Below are 19050 nucleotides of genomic sequence, written 5' to 3'. Positions count from 1 at the left end.
CCATGATAGAAGATCACAACGACGACCAGCAGTGGGATGACACTCCCATCGCGGCGGCGGCGCGTCGCGCTGCCCAGGTGGTGTCGGGCCGCACCACCCTGTTGCGCCCCGAGCAGCCGCGCGTGTTCACCGTGGCCAACCAGAAGGGCGGCGTGGGCAAAACCACGACCTCGGTGAACCTCGCCGCAGCGCTCGCGCGCCAGGGCCTAAAAGTGCTCGTGATCGACCTCGACCCCCAGGGCAACGCGTCGACCGCGCTGGGCGTGGAGCACCGTGCCGGAACGACCTCGACCTACGAGCTGCTCATCGGCGAGGCCCAGGCGGACGAGGCAATGGCACCTTCGCCCGGCAACGACAACCTGTTCTGCATCCCGGCCACCATCGACCTGGCTGGCGCGGAGATTGAGATGGTCAGCCTGGTGCGCCGTGAGTACCGCCTGCGCGACGCGATCCGTCGCGGGTTAATTCAGGACAACGGGTTCGACTACGTCTTCATCGACTGCCCGCCGTCCCTTGGCCTGCTCACCATCAACGCGATGACCGCTGTTGATGAGGTTCTCATCCCCATCCAGTGCGAGTACTACGCGCTTGAGGGCGTGGGCCAGCTTCTGGGCAACATCGGGATGATCCGCGAACACCTGAACAACAACCTGCACATTTCCGCTATCCTGCTCACCATGTTCGACGCCCGCACGCGGCTGTCCGAGGAGGTCGCCGGCGAGGTGCGTTCCCAGTTCGGCGAAGTAGTACTACGCAACGTCATCCCGCGCTCCGTGAAGGTGTCCGAGGCGCCGGGGTACGGGCAGACAGTGATCGACTACGACCCGGGTTCCCGCGGGGCTCTCGCCTACTTCGACGCGGCGCGCGAGCTGGCTACCCGCGGGGACTTCCAGCCGCACCCCACCACCGGCCCCATTGGCGTGAGCCCCGAGGTGGCGGCACAGTTCGACAAGGCCCAAAATACCGGACAGGATGGAGACTAAGCACATGGCACAGGAACGCAAGGGCGGGCTGGGTCGCGGTCTCGCCGCGCTGATCCCATCTAGCACCGAATCCGCCGATAAGACGGGCAAGACCGGCCGGCTTGGCGACGGCGCCGCCGACGTCATCCTGGGCGGCATCCCGGGCGCCCCGACGGTCGTGCCCCAGGCCGAGCGGCCGAAGCAGCCCATCGGCATGGGGGCGCGCTACCAGGAAATTCCTGTCGGTGAGATCTTCCCTAACCCGAAGCAGCCGCGCCAGGTCTTCGATGAAGACGAGCTCGCCGAGCTGGTGCACTCGATCAAGGAGTTCGGGCTGCTGCAGCCCATCGTCGTCCGCGAAAGCGATCAGGGCTACGAGCTGATCATGGGCGAGCGCCGCTGGCGGGCGTCGTCAAAGGCGGGTCTGAAGCACATCCCCGCGATCGTGCGCGAAACGAACGACGCCGACATGCTTCGCGACGCGCTCTTGGAAAACATCCACCGCGTTCAGCTCAACCCGCTGGAGGAGGCGGCCGCCTACCAGCAGCTTCTGCAGGAGTTCGGGGTGACGCAGGAGCAACTGGCCGATCGCCTCGGACGCTCCCGGCCGCGCATCACCAACTCTATTCGCCTCCTGAACCTTCCCGTCACGGTGCAGCGCCGCGTCGCCGCCGGCGTGCTCAGCGCCGGGCACGCGCGCGCGTTGCTTGGTGTCAAGGCCGGCGCGGAGCAGCAGGAGAAGCTCGCCGACCGGGTCGTGGCCGAGGGCTTGAGCGTGCGCGCGACGGAGGAAGCCGTGACCCTGTTGAATAGGCACGGAGCCGCGGAAGACAAACCCAAGCGCGAGCCCGCCCCCCAGCCGGAGTTCCTCTCCCACGCGGCCGAGCGGCTTGCCGACGAATGGGACACCAAAGTCTCCGTGACCATGGGCAAGCGCAAGGGCAAGATCGTCGTCGAGTTCGGCGACCGCGACGACCTGGAGCGCATCCTGTCGCTCATCCAGGACCGCTAGCGGGCAGACGTGGCGGCGCCCAAAGCCAGCCTGGTGGCTCTGACCTACCACAGCCTCGAGCGCATCCACCGCCACACGGCGACCTCGACCTTCTGGGAGCTCGACCCACTGCACAGCGCGTACACGGGGGCGCAGTCGGAGGCCGACAAGGGCGCCTGGCTCGTGCAGCGCGCCCTGCGCCAGTCCACGGTGGGGTTCAGCATCGCCGAGGCAACCTCGACGGTGGGAGCGTTCGCGACGGTGCTGTTTTGCCCCGTCGCCGACGCTCCTGGCGCGGTGCGGATGCCGACAGCCCCGCCGAGCCGCGACGCGTGGCTGGTCACCAGCCTGCACACTGACACCGCCTCGCGGGGTCGCGGTTGGGAATCCGTACTTCTCGACGCCGTCATCATCGCCGCCACCGAGCGCGGCGCTGCGGCGCTCGAGGTGTTCGGTCTGTGCCCCGGCGCTCAACCGACGTCGGACCTGTGCCGCGGGATCATCCGCGAGGCGGCGCTCATCGGGATTGTCGAGGTCCCCGTCCTCGAGTCCGCGGGGTTCACAGTGGTCCGCGACCACCCGGTGATCCCCCGGCTGCGTCTGGACCTGCCGCCCGCCCACGATTTACTCAGTGCCGCGGAAATTGCAGAGCTGCTTGCCGAGGTTCCGGTCGGTGGCTAAGCGCCTTACATGGCGTGTTCGTGGCGCAAAAGCTCGGTGAAAGAGTAGGTGCCGGTCGGCTTGTCGTCCTCTTCGAGCAGGTAGAGACGCTTGACGGCGACGACGATCGCCTCGGCGATGCAGTCTCGCTCGCGCGGGTTCGCGACGATCTTCACGTCGTGCGGGTTGGTCACGTAGCCAGCCACGACCTCGACCGCCGGCATTTTCGACAGGCGCAGCAGGTCCCACGTGCGCCCGTGGTTGTAGCAGTTGCGCAGGTCAGTGCGCGCCGCGATCTCGCGCTGGATGTAACCGGAAAGGGTCTCACCCGTGAGCGAGGACGCGCCGGATTGAGAGCCGAAGTAGAAGGTGGCCACCCCGTTGGCCAGCTCGTTGTGGTAGCGATCGAGCTGCAGCGAGATGATCAGGTCGGCGTTGAAGCTGTTGGCCAGCTCCGCGCGCTCCTTCGCCGAAGGGTTATCCCCGCGCGGGCGCGAGAAGATGGTTTCCATACCAGCGGCGACCATGCGCCCCTCTACCCTTTGGGCAAGATCCCAGAGGATCTCCTCCTCGCTGATGTCACCGTAGGGACCCCGGACCGAGGTGCCGTGCGCTGAGCAGTGCACGCTCGGGTCGATGACGACGCGCTTGCCGGACAGGCGGGGGCCGGCCTGGCGCACCCGCTCGCGCTCGCGGATCGCGTGGGCGGACCCACCCGTGATGCGCCGGCCCAGAAGGCTCAGCGCGTGCAGGGTGTCGGAGCCGCAGACGCCGTCGCCTTCCAAGCCGGAGTTAATTTGGTAGTTCACCAGCGCCTTGTGCGTCTGCTTGTTAAAGTGGCCGTCCACTCGGTGGGAGTAAAAGCCGAGCTCCTGGAGCTGTTCCTGTAGCTGGCGCACGTCGTCGCCGACCATGATCTGGTTCGGCTGGAACGACAGCACGCGCGCCCCGAGGGTGTAGGAGGCCTCGCGCAGCTCGCGCAGGGTCACGGTGTCGATTTCACCGGTGGGCACGATGCCGCGGGACTGCTGGAAGGCTTTGAGGGACTCCGCCAGTTGGGCGTCGAAAAGCAGCTCTTGGTGCGAAAACTGGCGCGAGTTCCACTCCCCGACCTTGCCGTCGTAACCGTCGAGCATGCCGAGTCGTGCGAGAGTCGACCGCACCTCAGCGACGCGCGCGCTCGAATCGCCAACACGGTAAACGTCAGTCACTTCGCGCCTTCCTTCGGGGAGCTCATCGAGTATGGGACAACAAAAAGCTTATATTACCTAGCGGGTGGCCTAGATGTGTTGATGTATCCGCGAAACGATCTCGCTCTTCGGCTGCGCGCCGATCAGGGTGTCGACGGCGGCGCCGTCCTTGAAGATCATCACGGTCGGAAGAGACATCACCTGGAACATCGCGCCGAGCGTGCGCTCGGCATCCACGTCGACCTTGGCCACCTTGACCTGGCCGCTCATCTCCTCAGCTATCTGCTCGAGGATCGGGCTAAGCTTCTTGCACGGCCCGCACCACTCGGCCCAGAAGTCCACGACAACCGGGGTCTCGGAGTCCACGACCTCGGACTTGAAGGTGGACTGGGTGACGTCAATCGGCGTATTCATACCCGTCATTCTAGACCGGCCAAGTAGTGTTCAGCGTCGATGGCCGCACGGCAGCCCGAGCCAGCCGCCGTAATCGCCTGGCGGTAGTAGTTGTCCACCAGATCGCCACAGGCAAACACACCCGGCAGCGACGTCACTGTCGACGGCTGGCGCACCTCAACGTAGCCCGCCTCGTCCGTGGCGACCTGGCCTTCGAGGAATCCGGAGCGCGGGTCGTGGCCGATGGCGACGAACATTGCGGTGGCATCAAGCACGGAGCTTTCGCCGGTCTGCACGTTCTTGATTTTGAGCCCGGCAACCTTGCCGGCGTTCTCCATCACTTCTTCGACGATGGTGTGGGTGACAAACTCGATCTTCTCGTTGGCGCGGGCGCGCTCGAGCATGATCTGCGAGGCGCGGAAGTTCTCCGAGCGGTGGATCAGGGACACCTTCGAACCGAAGCGGGTGAGGAAGTTTGCCTCCTCCATCGCGGAGTCGCCACCGCCGACAACGGCGATGTGCTGGTCTTTGAAGAAGAACCCGTCGCAGGTGGCGCAGGTGGACACGCCGTGCCCGGTCAGCTCGGTCTCCCCCGGCACTCCGAGGTGGCGGGGTGCTGCGCCGGTGGCCAGGATGACCGCGCGGGCGCGGTACTCCGTCTCGCCGACGTACACCTTCTTCACGTCGCCGCTAAGGTCAACGCGGTCGACGAGCTCGGGGGTGAGCTCGGCGCCGAAGCGCTCGGCCTGCGAGCGCATCTCCATCATCAGTTCCGGGCCCATGATGCCGTTTTGGAACCCAGGGTAGTTCTCCACCTCGGTGGTGTTCATCAGCTCGCCGCCGAACTCGTAGCCCTCGAAGACGAGCGGCTTGAGCTCGGCGCGCGCGGCGTAGAGCGCGGCGGTGTAACCGGCCGGCCCAGAGCCGACGACGATGAGGTCGCGCACCTCGCCCGGCACGGCCTGCGTTGTCGTTGGCTGGGCGGTGGTGTCCTCGGCAGGTGCGTCGCCGGCGGAGGGCACGACGAAGTTGAAGCCTGGGTTGGTCATAGCGGTAGATCTCTTTTCAGCATTCGCGGATATCTCGGATGCCAGTCTACTGCCCGCCTCGACGGGAGCGACTTTGATCAGTGGCGCAGGAGTGTGGTGGTGGTTTCTTACCCGGAGTTGGCGTCTGGGTTGGTGTCGGGTTTGTGGGGGAAGGTCATGCGGTATTCCTGCTCGAGGCGTGTCAGGGCTTCGATGCAGGTGTTGTAGTTGCCGGTGGTGTCGTAGTTGTCGAGGATTGTGTGCCCTTTCGCCAGAAACGTCGCGACCCGGTCACGCAGGACACGTCGCTGGTCGAGGCTGTGGTTCCACCGGGGGTTGTCCGCCCCAAGCTGGGTGGTGATAAACCCATCGGGCTCGCTCAACGCATACGTGCCGTCAGCAAATAGCCACACGATGTCGCCGGTGGTGGGGTCGGGAATGTAGTAGGCACGACGATCGGTTTTCACGTTGTGGTGACGTTGACACAACGAGAACAAATTCGCTGGGGTTGTGCTTCCCCCGTCGGCGTAGGGGACGCGGTGATCAAGCTGGCAGTGCTGTGCATCGCGGGTACAGCCCGGCCAGACGCAGGTGCCGTCGCGGGCAATAGCGAACGCTTTGATCCGGGCCGAGGGAACATAGCCGTCGATCTCGTGGCCGGCAACATCACCAAGGTCCACGATGCGCGAGGCGTACTGTTCGGCCACAGCACTGCCCTCAGCATCGGTCCACCCCGTACCGGGGAAAAACACTGATGCACCGTCGACGATGTCACCATCGGGGCCCAGGGGTGCGAACCCGAAAATAGTCACCGTGGGTTGTGCGGTGAGTTCACCGGTGAGGATCAGGCGTGCTGCTTCGTCTTCGGTGATGTTGTTCTCTTGTGCCACGTGTGTGCGGTATTGCCGGATCAGGGCGTGGGTGGTGTTGTCGCACTCTGAAGTGCCCCAGGTTTTGTTCCGTTTGAGTAGATGGGAAAATCTTCGAACATGCCGAAGAAGTTTGATCAGGAGGCGAAGGACCGAGTCGTCCGCTTGGTAGAAGATCGCATTCTGGCGGAGAATATTTCGACGCAGGAAGCATGCAAGATCGTGGCACCCAAACTGGGCGTTTCGTGGCACACAGCGAGGCAATGGACGCAGGCCGCTCGACGTGAGGGACGCGTTACTGAACGGTTGCCTGAGGACCTTGTGGCAGAGGTCGCCAAGCTGCGTCGAGAAAATCAAGAGCTGCGGGACACCAACGAGTTGTTGAAGGCCGCTTCGGCTTTTTTCGCGTCGGAACTCGACCCGAAACGTCGGAAATGATCCGGTTCATTGATGAGTATCGGAATCGTTTCTCAGTCGAGTTCATCTGCCAGACGTTAAACATCCACCGTGAAGGCGGCTTCCTTACTTCGCGTGGGTACCGCCAGTCTAAAGCCCGGGGCTTAAGCTCCCGCAGTCTTCGCGACGCTGCTCTCGTGGAGCATATTCGCGACGTTCATGCTGAAAATTACGGCGTCTACGGCGTGCGGAAGATGTGGCGCGTGCTGCAACGCCAGGGCATTGACATTGGACGCGAGCAAACAGCCCGGCTGATGCGCAGCGCTGGTCTGTCCGGCAAGGGCAAAGGCAGAGCACCAATCACGACGCGTAAGCCCAAGGGCCCGGATCTTCGCCCAGACTTGGTAAATCGTGAGTTTAGGGCTCCTGGCCCTAATCGGCTGTGGGTGGCGGACATTACTTATGTGCGCACCAGGAAAGGGTTCGTGTACACCGCGTTCGTGACCGATGTATTCTCCCGGAGGATTGTCGGGTGGGCGCTGTCGGATTCGATGCGCACCGAAGCCTTGCCGCTGCAGGCGCTCAATCAGGCGATCGTGTGCGCCAAGGAAACAACGGGCTTGATTCACCATTCAGACCACGGCTCACAATATGTGAGCATCGTCTACAACGAGCGCCTGGCTGAGCACGGAATTACTGCGTCTACCGGCACTGTTGGTGATTCCTACGACAATGCTTTGGCTGAGAATGTCAACGGCTCCTACAAGAACGAACTGATCCATAGGCGCTCGTGGGCCGACGTGGTCGACGTGGAAATCGCCACGTTCGAGTGGGTTAACTGGTGGAACGAATCACGGCTCCACCAGAGCTTGGACTACCGCACCCCGGCTGAAGTCGAAGCCGAATTTTGGGAACACCACCCCAGTCGAGAAATAATGGAAATCAAGGCAAATGCCTAGGAACAAAACCCGGGGCACTTCACTCAATTGTGGTGCCGGAGCGTGCACCGAGCTCATAGTCGTGGATGACGAACGCGTCTTGTGGGCGGGTGCGGCGTTTGCGTTTAGCCGCGTCGTAGCCCACGGTGTTGTCGAGCTGGGCGATGAGCCGTCTAAGCCGGTGCACGATTGCTTTCGGTGTCAGCAACGGTTGGTTGGGTTTCGTGGCGGTAAACACCTCCACTAGGTACGCGTCAATGTGGGCGTAGACCTCGGTGTCGACGTCGGGGCCAAGTTCCGCAATGGCGGTATCAATGCTGGCAAGGCGTTTGATGTCTAACAGTCGTGTGGTGTGTTGAATCTGGCGCAGCCCGGGCAGGTCGATCAGGCGTCGGTAGGCGAAGATGGCTTTTTCGACTGCTGCTTTGCTCTCCCCGATCGCGTGTTGGATGTGGGTGATCTCTACTTCGAAGTCGTCGACCACATGTGCCGTCTCGGCCCAGGTGGAGAAGATCTCGTATTCGATGTCGCGTTTGTGTTGGCCCAGGCGTGCCAACGTGTCGTTTGGTCGTTGTGTGCGGAAGAAATGGTCATCCCCCGTGTGCGTCGCATCCATGTGCGCACCCCTTTCAACACCTGACATTATAATCGCACAGGCATTCGTGTGCAATGGTTCGGGCGTGGATGTGCGCACACTATAGTGACACACGTGTGCTAAGCGGTTAGACCGCCGTGGTGTCGCGCTCGTTGACGGCCTTGAGCACGGCGTCGCGAGCTCGGGAGCGTCGCGATTTCACCGTGCCAGGTTTGACGCCCATTTCGCGGGCGGCGTTTTCTACGGTGAGGCCGGCGACGTCGATAAGCAAAAGAGCGGTGCGCTGGGCCGCGGGCAGGGCCTCAATGGCCTGGCGCATCACGATGGCGCGGTCGACCGCGGGCGTGGGATCGTGCGCGAGCATGGGGTTCGCGTCGGCCGAGACGCGCTCGGTGTCGTCGATGCTGACGTCGCGCATCCGCTTTTGCCCCGCGGCCATGTAGTCGTAGCCGGAGTTCATCACCAGCCGGTGCAACCACGTCGACAGCGTCGCCTCGGAGCGATACGTGTGCATGTTCCGCGACGCCTTGAACAGCGCCTCCTGCAAAATGTCCTGCGTGTCCTGCTCGTTGCGCGCGTATCGACGCGCAATGTAAGCAAGCCGCGGCTTATGCCTGCGCACAATTGCCGCGAACGCCTGTGGATCCCCCGCTTTGTAGGCCTCGACCAACTGCTGATCTGAAAGCTCCATGACTTACCCCCCGAAAAAAGTCCCCCGTAATACCTGCCCTGCCTAGTGTGGCCGATGCGCGCCGCCCGCACAGCGCATCGAGGTACATTTCAGTGACACTGCGCCCCGCTGGGCTAGAAGTAGGTCTTGCCCACCAGGGAAATTTCGCGCAGCGCGATCTCTTCCGGGGCGGATGGGGCGCCCGAGTTCGGGAACAGCATGACCACCCCGCGCAGCCGCTGGTCAGCGTCGATCTCGATGGTGTTTCGGCCCTGCTGGAAGCGCCCGGTGGTGAGCTTGATGCGCTCGCTATCGGGAGAATCAGGTGCGTCGGCGGGAATTCCATAGACCTCGTAATCAGAGCCCGCGGTGGGGCCCGCGACAATGACCTGGGTGAGCACGAAGGTCAAGCCAGGCTGCGCCGTGGCGACGAGCCCGGAGCCGCGAGATCCTGTCCACACCGTCGAGGTGTCGCCGTCGAAGGCCAGCTCCGCCTCGGCGGCGGAGCTGGTGCCCGTGAGCTCGGTGTTGAGGTCACGGATGACTACGTCGAGGCCGCCGAGCTCGCTCGTTGCCGAGGGCGCTGACGTCGTCTGCTGGGCAATCGGGGTGTTGGCGCCGTCGCCGCCGATGGTGCGCACGACGTACGCCGTCAGCGCGGCGATGAGCACGATCGCGGTGATTACCGAGAACAAGATCACAAGCAGCGTAATCGGGCGGTAGTCACGGCGGCCGAAGCCGCCGCTCAGGGCAGCTGGCTCTACCTGGGGCTCGGGCGCGGGTTCCACGACGGGCTCCGCACCCGGCTCCTCTTGTGCGGTATCAGTGTCAGCCACGTCCTCATCACCCGGAGAGTGGCTCAGCTTCGCCAGCGTCTGGGCCATGGCGCGGAAGTCGTCCGGGGCGGTGGTGGGGGCGTCGGCAAGCGAGCGGGCGGTGGCGGTGACTTCCTCTAAGCCGGAGGAGTTGACGTTGCTGGACAAAAGCGTCAGCGCGGAGGCAAAGGAGTCCGCGTCTTCCTCCGGCGAGGCGTCGGGGAGAACGGCGGGGAACGCCAGGCGCACCACGCCGTCGGAGGAGACGCGCAGGCGGTTGCGGTTGTCCAAACCGAGCGGCACACCAGCCTCGTGGGCGGCGCCGAGCGCGCTCGAGAGCGGGGCGAGGGCGTGGGCGACGGCCTCGGTGTGCAGGGTCTGGCCGGCCTCAACGACAGCCTTGACGCTGGAGCCGGTGATCCAGTCCGCCACGACGAGCGCGCCCGAGCGGTAGGACAGGATCTGGATGTTGTCCGCCACCGCGGGGTGTTTGAGCTTGGCCAGCTTGCGGGTGCGGCGCACCACGCCCGCGGCGTTGATGGCGGCCTCGCGCGGGGTCGGTGGAGCCATCGGGGCGGTGCCGGAGGTGTCGACGAAGGTCAGCGCCACCATCCGCCCCGTTGCCAGCTCGCGGGCCTGCCAGAAGCGCGCGGACTGGGTCGAGCCGTGGTCGCGCAGCAGGCGGAAGCGCCCGTCGGACACGGCAGCGCCCGGCACGAGCCGCGGGCCGCGCACCACACCGGCGGACATCGGCGGCGGGACTGGGGAGGCGTTGAAGGAGTCGGTGGCGAGGAACTGGGCGGAGACGTCGCGTGGGTCGACCTCGCCGACCTCGAGTGCTTTGTCCTCGTCGGGGCGGATGAAGCGGCCCAGGCCCGGCACGCGGGTCAGGGCGCGGCCGAGGTTTTGCACCTCGGGCAGCCCCGAACGCGACAGGACCAGGCCGGTGATGACGAGGAAGAGCACGCCCTGGAGCGCGATTTCGATGAGGTAGCCGATCGACTCCAGCCCGGTGCTGCCGAACGCCGAGCCCAGAAGCACGGGCACATTGATGCCGAGGACCTCCTTGAACAGCAGCTTGAGGCCGAGCACGACCGCGATGCCGACGATCGCCGAGCCCAGCGCCCAGGAGGAGGTGCGGATCACCGAGGCCATCTCGAGCGTGCCCAGCTTGCGCCGCAGCAGAAACGCGCCGATCACCGCACCGGCGATGAAGCCGAAGCCGTTGGCCGCCGCGAGCAGGATCACCACCGAGGAGGTGCTCACCGCGATCATCGGCGCGACGAGCGAGAGCACGACCTTCGTCGCGGTGATGCCGGCGATGATAAACGTCGGCGTCCACGCCTCCTCGCGCGCGTAGAATACGCGCAGGTGCAGCATGACCAGCGCGTACGGGATGAGCGTGAAGGCGGAGAAGCTGATCGCCAGGCCGAGGATGCGGGCGTGTTCGACGTTGAAGTCGCGGTAGGCGAACAGGCCGTGGCCGATGTCGGGCCCCAGCGCGGTCATGAACACGATGATGGGGATCAGCGCGATGAAGGTGAGCTTGGTGGCCAGGGTCAGATCCCGCACCACGGCGCGGTCGTCGCCGTCGGCGGCGTTGCGCGACAGCCTGGGCATGATCGCGGTCAGCAGGGTCACCCCGATCACGCCGTAGGGCACCTGCAGCAGCATCCAGTGCTGCTGGTAGATAAACGGCGCGGCACTGTCGGCGGCAGACGCGATGCGGGTGGTGACTACGTAGCCGAGCTGACTGACGGCGACGTACGCGATGATCGCCGCGGCCATGCCGCCGAAGGACTTGAGCCGTTCGTCGATGCCCCACAGCGGCCGCAGGTCAATGCCGAGCCTGCGTATCGCGGGCAGCATGATCGCGCATTGCACGACCACGCCGAGGGTCGTGCCCACGCCCAGCAGCATCACGTGCGGATTGCTTACCGACGCCGGCGTGGCCGGGTCCAACGCCCCAGGCACAGCCATGTAGAGTGCCAGCACCACGATGGAGACAATGTTGTTGGCCACCGGGGCCCACGCGCCGGGGCGGAAGTGCTCCTTGGTGTTCAAGATGGCCATGAACAGCGCGAACATGCCGTAGAAGAAGATCTGCGGCAGAAGCAGGTAGGCGAACGAGGTGGACTGGACGACGTTGACTTTGCCGTCGTCCTCAAGCATGGTGCGCGTCAGCCACGGCGCGGCCGCGACCGCCGCGATGGTGACAACGGTGAGCAGGGTCAGCGCGAGGGTAAACAGCTGGCGGATGAACCGCGCTCCCCTATCGGGGTCTTCTTTTTCCGCGCGCACCAGCACCGGGACGACGAGCGCGGTGAGCACCGAACCCAGAACGATCTCGGTAATCAAGTTGGGCAGGGTGTTCGCGGTGTTGAACGCCGAGGCCACCGGCGCACCGAGCGCTGCGCCGATGAGCACGGTGCGGATAAAGCCCGTGATGCGTGACAAAAGGGTGGCAATCGCCATCGACCCGGTGGAGCGCACCACGTCGTTTGAAGAGGACTGCGCCTGCTCCCCGTCGGCGGTTGATTCCGCGACCTTGGGCGCGCGCGGGACGTCAAGCGCTTCGCCGGAGGGGCTGATGGTGAGCGCCGAGCGGTCTCGGTCCAGGGTGTCTGTGCTCTGCGCGGGCGAGGCCGACCGAGGCGCTGGCACGGGCGCTGGTGGCGCCGGGGTGACAATGCGCCGGCGCAGTCCAGACTGGTGCTGGGTCGGGTCCTGCTGAGTCACTGGGGGTGTTCTCCTGTTCAAGGTGGTGCGTTAGGGCCTGGGGTTGTGAAGTTCGTGCGGCGGTGGGTGCCTGCGTCGCCTGCCGACGGTGATCAGGAGCATCAGAGCGAGCGCGCCGGCGAGCGCGGTGAGGATGACCCCGCCGCGCAGAGCGACGCCGGAGGTACGCACCGTGATGTCGACGGGCTCGGAGATCTGCCCACCCTGGGGTGAGGCGAGGAAGAGGCGCAGGTCCGTGCCGCCGCTTTGTTCCGGCAGGTCCGCCGTCATGGATACGGTCAGCGAGCCGTAGGCGGGGATGCGCAAGGTCGAGGGCACGTTGAGCCGCGCGCCGTCGGGGCCGTGGTAGCGGATGGTGGTGTCTACCGGCAGCGGCAGGCCGTTGCGCGCGACGATTACCAGCGGCGACGAGGGCGAGGTGCGGGTGTAGACATTGCCCGGGGGAATCAGGGCGATCGCGGAGCGCAGCGCGTTGAGTGTGTCGCGGCTGCCCGCAAGGCGGCGGCGGGTGGCTTCCTCGGCGACCGGGTAGAACGTGTAGGAGCGGCGCCCGCTCATAGTCAGGGCGATGAGCAGGTCGCGCCGCAGCGGAAGCGTGAACCCGTAGCGCGACAGCGCAATCGCTGGGTCGGCGACGAGCAGGCTGGACAGTTCGTTGATGAAGCGGCCCTGCTGGCTGGCGGTGAGGATCTCGGTGTCGCTAAACACGGTCGGGTCGGCGAAAGGTGTGCCGACCGAGTCAGCCGCGGGGACCTCGTCAGGGGTGGTGAGGTAGTCCTCGAACGTGAGCGGGCGCGCCACCTTGGTGTCCAGGACATCCTTGACGGCGCCCATGATATCGGCCGCGGCGGCGTCGTCCCAGGTGGCCGGGGGGTTGACAAGCACGGGTTGGCCCTCCGGCTGCTCCTGGGGCGTCCACGCGGCCTGGGCGGCGAGGTGCACCGCGCTCGCGGCGTTGACGGAGCGCGCCTTGACGGAGTCCTGTGTGTAGTCGAAGCGCAGGTTCGGGGCGGAATACCCGGTGGTCTCGGGGTGCTCGCCCACGGTGGCGAGCACGGTGGCCAGCGAGTCCTGGTAGGTCACGGCCATGACCCCGGGGGCGGTCCAGGCGAAGCGGTCCGGGGCGTTTACGGTGTTGTCGCTGACGAGCACGCGCACGGGTCGCGCCGGCTCGGGCGCGCCTGCGGCGGCGATGGAGGGAACGTCGCCGCGGTCTAGCGAGGGCAGCGCGTCCGCACCCACCGGCCCAGAGCCCTGGACAGCATCGGCGCTTTGGGCTCGCTCCCAGGACCCCTGCATGCCCTCGGTGGCGATGGTGGAGCGCGAGTGGTCGGCCCAGCCGAGCGCGGCGGGCGCACCGGGCACGAGGTACCCAGCGGGCGGGATAACGGCGTTGGTCACCCCCGCGGTGCCTAATAGGTCGGCGAGGGTGGCGGGCCCGCGCTCGATGGCCTCGCGCATCAGCCAGACGTCGCCGGTGCGCGCCACGGCGTTGAGGTCGGTATTAGCCCACGGCAACGCGATGATGCACTGCGTCGCGGCGATCTCTGTGATGTGCTGCAGCCAGGCCCGCGCGTCGTCAGCGCCGCGCCCCGGCTCCCCCAGCGCGTCCTTGGTGGAGCCTCCCCACGAATCGCGCAGGCGCTGCGGCGGCTCGACGAGGTCCGGGCGATCGCTGGCGACGGTGTAACCCTCGGCCATGCGGGCGACGGTGTGGACCACGGCGGGGTCGACGGCAAGGCAGGTGGCACCGGCGACGGACGGGTTGGCGGTGGCGTTGGTGTAGACGTCGAGAAGCGAGCTCAAGCGCCCGTCCGGCGCGAGCTGGTCGGCAAGCTGCTCGCTGGCGAGGATCAATGGCGGTTCGCCGGGCGCGGCGCCGGTCTCGCCGGGGACGATGTCGACGGGCGCGGACAGCGGAAACAGCGCGCTTAGGCCCGCGGGTTGGACGCCGTCCGGGGTGCCACGGATGGACAGGTGGAAGCGTTCGGTGTCGAGCAGCTCGCCGCTGGCGGCGCTGAGCACGAACATCAGCGGGTAGGTGGACACGCCCGGCAGGGGCAGCACGGACTCGCTAAAAGTCAGCTTCAGCTTGGTGCTTTCCCCTGGTCGCAGCTGCGTATCGACGCCCACCTCCGGGCCAGCGACCTCGTAGTCGAGCGGGCTGGCCACGGTGGCGATCCGCTGGTCCAGAACGGAGCCGGTTGCCGGGCCGCGCCGGGGGGTGACGGTGAGGCCGTCGAGACGCTCGCTGGAGGTGTTGGTCACGAGCAGGGTCACGGCGAGTGGCTCGTGGGTGTTGAGCGTGGTGGGGGCGTCGAGAAGCGAAATTTGCGCTTTTTCGCCCTCCCCGGGCCGGACGGCAGGGTTGACCCACGCTTCGGAGACGGCGGGGTTGGTCGGGTGCAGCGGGATGGGCATCGTGGGCTGCTGCGCGGTGCCAAGCGGTGGGTTGGCGCAGGCGACGACGCTGGCCGCGAGCGCCATGGCGTTCAGGCGCCTCATCGCGGGGTTGCCCTTCCGGCGTCGGCTTCCTTTCTGGCCAGGTCCGGCATTCGGTCGTAGGCGATTCGGGCCAGCTTGCGCTCGTCGGCGTAGGCGAGGTGCTCGATCAGCTCGCTCATGGGCACCCAGGTGACCTCGGTGACCTCGGGGTCCTCGTCGTTGAGGATGCCGTCGACGAAACGCAGGAGGTTGTGGTGCACTGTCTTGTGGATGCGCACGCCCTCCGAGACGAACCAGTAGTCAATCACGCCGAGTTCCTCGAAGGCCTCGCCCTTGATGCCGGTTTCCTCCCACACCTCGCGCTCGGCGGTGGCCCACTGGTGCTCGCCATTTTCGACGTGGCCCTTCGGCATGGACCACAGCAGCCTGCCGCGGCGGTCGAGCCGGCCGATCAGCGCGACGTAGATGCGCGAGAGGTCAACCTCGCCGCCGGGGCGCACGGCCTCGGCCATGCCGGAGACCACGAGGCCGCCTGCCGACGTCTCGTCGCGCGTCTCAATCGTTGAGTCAGAGCGCTGCGGGTAGCGCTGGTTCTGCCTATACCGGGTGGTGTTGGGGCGCTGGTTGCGCCGCCTGCTGGACTGGCCCTTCTGGGATTTTTGAGACTTCTGGGGCTGCTGCTTCTGGGACTTGCCCCGCCTGCGCCGGTTCGAGCGGGTGGGCTGGGACTTGTCGCCGCCCTCAGCAGACGTATTCTCCGACTTGCCCGTTGCGCTTGAGGCAGGGCGGGAGCCACGCCGGCGCCGTTTGCGCGGGCGTGAGCCGTGGTCACCGCCACCGCCGGAGCCGGCCTCCTTCGGGCCTTGGCCCGGCGTGGCGCGGGAGTTGTCAGTCATCCGCTTTATCGTATCCGCCTGCACGGGGTTTTCGGTATTTATAGGTGCGTGTGCGTGCCGGGTATCGTTGGGCGGGTGACAACTGATGTGAACCGCCCACCGCTTTTCGGACTGCCCTCTCCCGACGACCCGCACGCCGCCGCGGCGCTGCTGGCTCGGGCGCAGGCGGCGGTCGGTGAGCTATCTGGGTTCCTTGAGCCGTTGGCGGCGCTGTTCGCGCAGCGCGACGAGTCGCTCTACCTCGTCGGTGGGCCGGTGCGCGATGCCATGCTCGGGCGGTTGGGCAACGACCTCGACTTCACCACCTCGGCCCGCCCGGAGGTGATCGCGGAGATCCTCGGCATCTGGGGCGAGAAGACCTGGGACACCGGCATCGAGTTCGGCACGGTCTCGAGCATCAAGCGCGGCCAGCAGGTCGAGATCACCACGTTTCGTTCGGACCTGTACGACGGCGTGACGCGCAACCCCGAGGTCACCTTCGGCGACACGCTCGAGGGCGACCTGGTGCGACGCGATTTCGCCTGCAACGCGATGGCCATCGAGCTTTCGCTTGTCGACGGCTCCCTCTCCCCCACGTTCCACGACCCCGTGGGCGGCCTCGACGACATTTTGCACCGAGTCCTGGACACGCCCCAGGCCCCGGAGGTCTCCTTCCGCGACGATCCCCTGCGCATGCTGCGCGCCGCCCGGTTCGTCTCCCAGCTCGGGTTCTCCGTTGCTGATCGCGTCTTCGACGCGATGCGCGAGATGGCGGGAGAGATTAACCGCATCACCGTCGAGCGCGTGCAGGCCGAGCTGGACAAGCTGATGCTCGGCGCGCTGCCCTGGGAGGGCATCGACCTGCTCGTCGAGACCGGCATTGCCCAGCATATCCTGCCGGAGGTGCCGGCGCTGCAGCTGGAGACGGACGAGCACATGCAGCACAAGGACGTCTACCGCCACTCGCTGACCGTGCTGCGCCAGGCGACCGAGCTGGAGGATTCCGGTCCAGACTTGGAGCTGCGCTGGGCGGCGCTGATGCACGACATCGGCAAGCCCGCCACCCGCGCCGTCAAGGAGGGCGGAGGGGTGTCGTTTCATCACCACGAGGTCGTCGGGGCGAAGATGACGCGCAAGCGGATGCGCGCTTTAAAGTACCCCAAGCACGTCATCGAGGACGTCGGCCAGCTCGTCTACCTGCACATGCGGTTCCACGGCTTCGGCGAGGGGCAGTGGACGGATTCCGCAGTGCGCCGCTACGTCACCGACGCCGGCGAGCTGTTGCCCAAGCTGCACAAGCTGGTGCGCGCGGATTCGACCACGCGCAACGCGAAGAAGGCCAAGCGCCTGCAGCGCACCTACGATCACTTGGAGGAGCGCATCGAGGAGATCGCCGCGAAGGAGGATTTGGCGCGCGTGCGCCCCGACCTCGACGGCAACGAGATCATGTCCATCCTCGGCCTGCCGCCGGGCCCGGACGTGGGCAAGGCGTGGAATTTTATGAAGGAGCTGCGCTTAGAGCGCGGCACACTGGAACACGACGAGGCCGTCGCCGAGCTGAAGGCCTGGTGGGAGCGCGAAAATGCCTGAATTCTTCTACGCTGACCGCCTATTTAACGGGTTGGAGCGCGGCGAGCCCGCTCCCGGCATGCTGCTTCTCGCCGCGCCCGGGATGCTCTCGCCGGAGTTCGCCCGCAGGGTCGTGCTCATCGTCGACCACGGTCTCGACTCCACCCTCGGGGTGATCCTGAATTCCCGCAGCGAGATCGCGGTGCACAACGCGATGCCGGAGTGGGTTGACCTCGTCGCCGCACCGCAGGCGATGTATCGCGGCGGCCCCGTCGGTGCGACGTCCGTCGTCGGTATCGGCGTCACCAGCAGCGGTGTGCTTATCGACGACCAGCCGGTGCTCACGCGCCTGGCCAACCGCCTCGCCCAGGTGGACCTGCGCGCCGAACCGCAAGAGGTGGCGCCGGCGGTCGACTCCATGCGGCTTTTCCTGGGCTACGCGGAGTGGGCTCCGGGCCAGCTCGACGAGGAGATTGAGCGAGGCGACTGGTTCATCGCGCCCGCGCTCCCCTCGGACGTCGTTGCTCCCGCGGCGGCGGATTTGTGGGGCGACGTGATGCGTCGTCAAGCAATGCCTCTGCCGCTGTACGCGACCTTCCCTGCGAACCTCGACGACAACTAAGGCGATGTTCCATGTGAAACTACGGCCGGAGTATCTGTAGCGCCTCTTGCCACAGCCCCTCGAACTCGGGCTGGGAGATGCGCGTCGAGCGCACGCCGTCGTAGGCGTTGTAGGTGTCGGGGTGGCCGACGGTGTCCATGGGGGTGTTCGCCTGGCCGATGACGCGGCCGTCGACGTACACGCCCGTGATCGCCTCCGCCGGGTCGAACTCGATCATGCGCAGCATCGTGCACTGCGTCGCGGAGATTTCCTCCAGCTCCGCGACAGTGAGCAGCTCGCCGCCGAGCTCCGGGACGGTGTACGCGAGGCGGACGTAGTGTTTCACGTGAAACCTTCTCCTATGCGGCTGCGTAGCGGGCCGCCAGCGAGGAACAGATCATGAGCTGGATCATGTGGTAAATCATCAGCGGCACGATGAGCAGGCCCAGCGCGGCGCCGCCGAAGATCACCGAGGCCATGGGAAGGCCGGCGGCCAGGGACTTCTGCGTGCCGCACATCTGGATGGCGACGGTGTCCTCGTAGCTGAACTTCAGCGCCCGAGGCACCGCCCTCGTCAGCCACAGCATGGCGCCTACGAGGACGAGCGAGAAGACGACGAGGAAGAGGATCTCCCACCCCGAGACCTCGCTCCACACACCGGCGACCATGGCCTTGGAGAACGCCGCGTAGACCACCATCCAGATGGAGATTCGGTCCACCTGCTTGGTGGCTTTCTTCGCCGCAAAAGCGCGCACAGCGGGCGCGAAGTTGTGCGCGAGCTGGCCCAGGACGAACGGCAGGAGCAGCTGGAGCGCGATGTCGATGAACACCCCGGCGTTCACCGCAATCCCCTCCCCCGTGCCCATCAGCAGCATCACCAGCAGCGGCGTGGCGACGACACCCACGAGGCTGGACACGCTCGCCGCGACGACAGCGCCGGAGACGTTGCCGCGCGCGATCCCCGTCAGCGCCACCGAGGACTGCACCGTCGACGGCACGAGCATGGCGTAGAGGATGCCCTGGTACATGCCCTCGCTGACAAACGCCGTGGTGGGCCGGACGGCGAGGCCGATCAGCGGGTACACCACGAAGGTGAAGGCCAGGATGATCAGGTGCAGGCGCCAGTGCGTCAACCCCCGCATCGCCTCGGAGGTCGACAACCGCGCGCCGTAGAGGAAGAACAAGAAGGCGATCGCGAGCTTCGTTAGTACGTCGAAGACGTCGGCGAAGGTTCCGCTCGCCGGGAGTAAGAACGCCAGCAGCGAGGCGAGGATGATTCCCTGGATCAGGGGGTCTTTAAGGAAGGAGAACATG

17 protein-coding genes are annotated in these 19050 nt (G+C 66.1%); 6 read left to right on the top strand and 11 right to left on the bottom strand.

Features of this window, described 5'->3' with window-relative positions; translation table 11 throughout:
- The first annotated feature begins 2 nt into the window (after window positions 1-2).
- Genes RIU96_RS02100 through RIU96_RS02090 form a run of 3 tightly spaced genes read left to right on the top strand, consistent with a single transcriptional unit; the run spans window position 3 to window position 2634 of the window.
- On the top strand, window positions 3-983 hold the full coding sequence (locus RIU96_RS02100) for a ParA family protein (RefSeq protein WP_136652519.1): 981 nt from the start codon (window positions 3-5) through the stop codon (window positions 981-983).
- A gap of 4 nt (window positions 984-987) precedes the next feature.
- Entirely contained in the window at window positions 988-1974 is a 987-nt protein-coding gene (locus tag RIU96_RS02095; protein ID WP_259787992.1) for a ParB/RepB/Spo0J family partition protein, read from the top strand.
- A 9-nt stretch (window positions 1975-1983) separates the two neighbouring features.
- Window positions 1984-2634: a hypothetical protein gene (locus tag RIU96_RS02090; protein ID WP_259791358.1), complete on the top strand. Its 651-nt coding sequence runs from the start codon at window positions 1984-1986 to the stop codon at window positions 2632-2634.
- Between the two features lie 5 nt (window positions 2635-2639).
- Here RIU96_RS02090 and RIU96_RS02085 read toward each other — a convergent pair whose 3' ends face one another.
- The 4 genes from RIU96_RS02085 to RIU96_RS02070 all read right to left on the bottom strand — a co-directional run bounded on the left by RIU96_RS02085 (window position 2640) and on the right by RIU96_RS02070 (window position 6114).
- Window positions 2640-3824 (bottom strand): N-acetylmuramoyl-L-alanine amidase, encoded by a 1185-nt coding sequence (locus tag RIU96_RS02085; protein WP_136652521.1) that lies wholly within the window; start codon window positions 3822-3824, stop codon window positions 2640-2642.
- Window positions 3825-3893: 69 nt separating this feature from the next.
- The gene (gene trxA / locus RIU96_RS02080; protein WP_136652522.1) at window positions 3894-4217 is read right to left on the bottom strand and encodes a thioredoxin; all 324 of its coding nucleotides are present in this window, start codon (window positions 4215-4217) and stop codon (window positions 3894-3896) included.
- Window positions 4218-4222: 5 nt separating this feature from the next.
- Window positions 4223-5245, bottom strand: coding sequence for a thioredoxin-disulfide reductase (gene trxB, locus RIU96_RS02075; protein WP_220184819.1), 1023 nt, complete (start codon window positions 5243-5245; stop codon window positions 4223-4225).
- A 107-nt stretch (window positions 5246-5352) separates the two neighbouring features.
- Window positions 5353-6114 carry an HNH endonuclease signature motif containing protein gene (locus RIU96_RS02070; protein WP_311205082.1) on the bottom strand — a complete coding sequence of 254 codons (762 nt, stop codon included), beginning with the start codon at window positions 6112-6114 and terminating at the stop codon, window positions 5353-5355.
- Window positions 6115-6213: 99 nt separating this feature from the next.
- Between RIU96_RS02070 and RIU96_RS02065 the strand changes: the two genes are divergently transcribed.
- Window positions 6214-7448, top strand: a protein-coding gene (locus tag RIU96_RS02065) for an IS3 family transposase (protein WP_144741768.1) whose coding sequence is annotated in 2 segments (ribosomal slippage) — window positions 6214-6502 and window positions 6502-7448 — 1236 coding nt in all. Because the reading frame shifts where the segments join, the coding sequence is not laid out codon by codon here.
- Window positions 7449-7467: 19 nt separating this feature from the next.
- On the opposite strand, the gene RIU96_RS02060 is transcribed toward RIU96_RS02065, so the two are convergent.
- The 5 genes from RIU96_RS02060 to RIU96_RS02040 all read right to left on the bottom strand — a co-directional run bounded on the left by RIU96_RS02060 (window position 7468) and on the right by RIU96_RS02040 (window position 15587).
- A complete protein-coding gene (locus RIU96_RS02060; RefSeq protein WP_311205081.1) occupies window positions 7468-8043 on the bottom strand; it encodes a hypothetical protein in 576 nt (191 codons plus the stop codon).
- 106 nt (window positions 8044-8149) lie between these two features.
- Window positions 8150-8713 carry a sigma-70 family RNA polymerase sigma factor gene (locus RIU96_RS02055; RefSeq protein WP_136652624.1) on the bottom strand — a complete coding sequence of 188 codons (564 nt, stop codon included), beginning with the start codon at window positions 8711-8713 and terminating at the stop codon, window positions 8150-8152.
- Window positions 8714-8826: 113 nt separating this feature from the next.
- A complete protein-coding gene (locus RIU96_RS02050; protein ID WP_311205080.1) occupies window positions 8827-12246 on the bottom strand; it encodes a murein biosynthesis integral membrane protein MurJ in 3420 nt (1139 codons plus the stop codon).
- Window positions 12247-12276: 30 nt separating this feature from the next.
- Entirely contained in the window at window positions 12277-14751 is a 2475-nt protein-coding gene (locus RIU96_RS02045; RefSeq protein ID WP_259884889.1) for a hypothetical protein, read from the bottom strand.
- A complete protein-coding gene (locus RIU96_RS02040; protein ID WP_144317637.1) occupies window positions 14748-15587 on the bottom strand; it encodes an NUDIX hydrolase in 840 nt (279 codons plus the stop codon). The genes RIU96_RS02045 and RIU96_RS02040 overlap by 4 nt, the downstream gene beginning before the upstream one ends.
- Window positions 15588-15674: 87 nt before the next feature.
- Here RIU96_RS02040 and RIU96_RS02035 point away from each other — a divergent pair, with 87 nt between their 5' ends.
- Window positions 15675-17156 carry a CCA tRNA nucleotidyltransferase gene (locus tag RIU96_RS02035; protein WP_211346263.1) on the top strand — a complete coding sequence of 494 codons (1482 nt, stop codon included), beginning with the start codon at window positions 15675-15677 and terminating at the stop codon, window positions 17154-17156.
- Window positions 17149-17757, top strand: coding sequence for a YqgE/AlgH family protein (locus RIU96_RS02030; protein ID WP_136652620.1), 609 nt, complete (start codon window positions 17149-17151; stop codon window positions 17755-17757). The genes RIU96_RS02035 and RIU96_RS02030 overlap by 8 nt, the downstream gene beginning before the upstream one ends.
- Before the next feature lie 19 nt (window positions 17758-17776).
- Here the strand turns inward: RIU96_RS02030 and RIU96_RS02025 are convergent, their stop codons facing one another.
- Both RIU96_RS02025 and RIU96_RS02020 read right to left on the bottom strand, forming a co-directional pair.
- On the bottom strand, window positions 17777-18082 hold the full coding sequence (locus tag RIU96_RS02025; RefSeq protein ID WP_259916967.1) for a hypothetical protein: 306 nt from the start codon (window positions 18080-18082) through the stop codon (window positions 17777-17779).
- A gap of 13 nt (window positions 18083-18095) precedes the next feature.
- Window positions 18096-19049, bottom strand: a complete 954-nt coding sequence (locus tag RIU96_RS02020) for a bile acid:sodium symporter family protein (protein ID WP_144317638.1) — start codon at window positions 19047-19049, stop codon at window positions 18096-18098.
- Between the last annotated feature and the right edge of the window lies 1 nt (window position 19050).

The organism is Corynebacterium sp. Z-1 (assembly GCF_031844665.1).
GTDB lineage: Bacteria > Actinomycetota > Actinomycetes > Mycobacteriales > Mycobacteriaceae > Corynebacterium > Corynebacterium sanguinis.
Note: the sequence above shows the minus strand (reverse complement) of the source record. Positions and strands in the feature narration are given on the sequence as shown.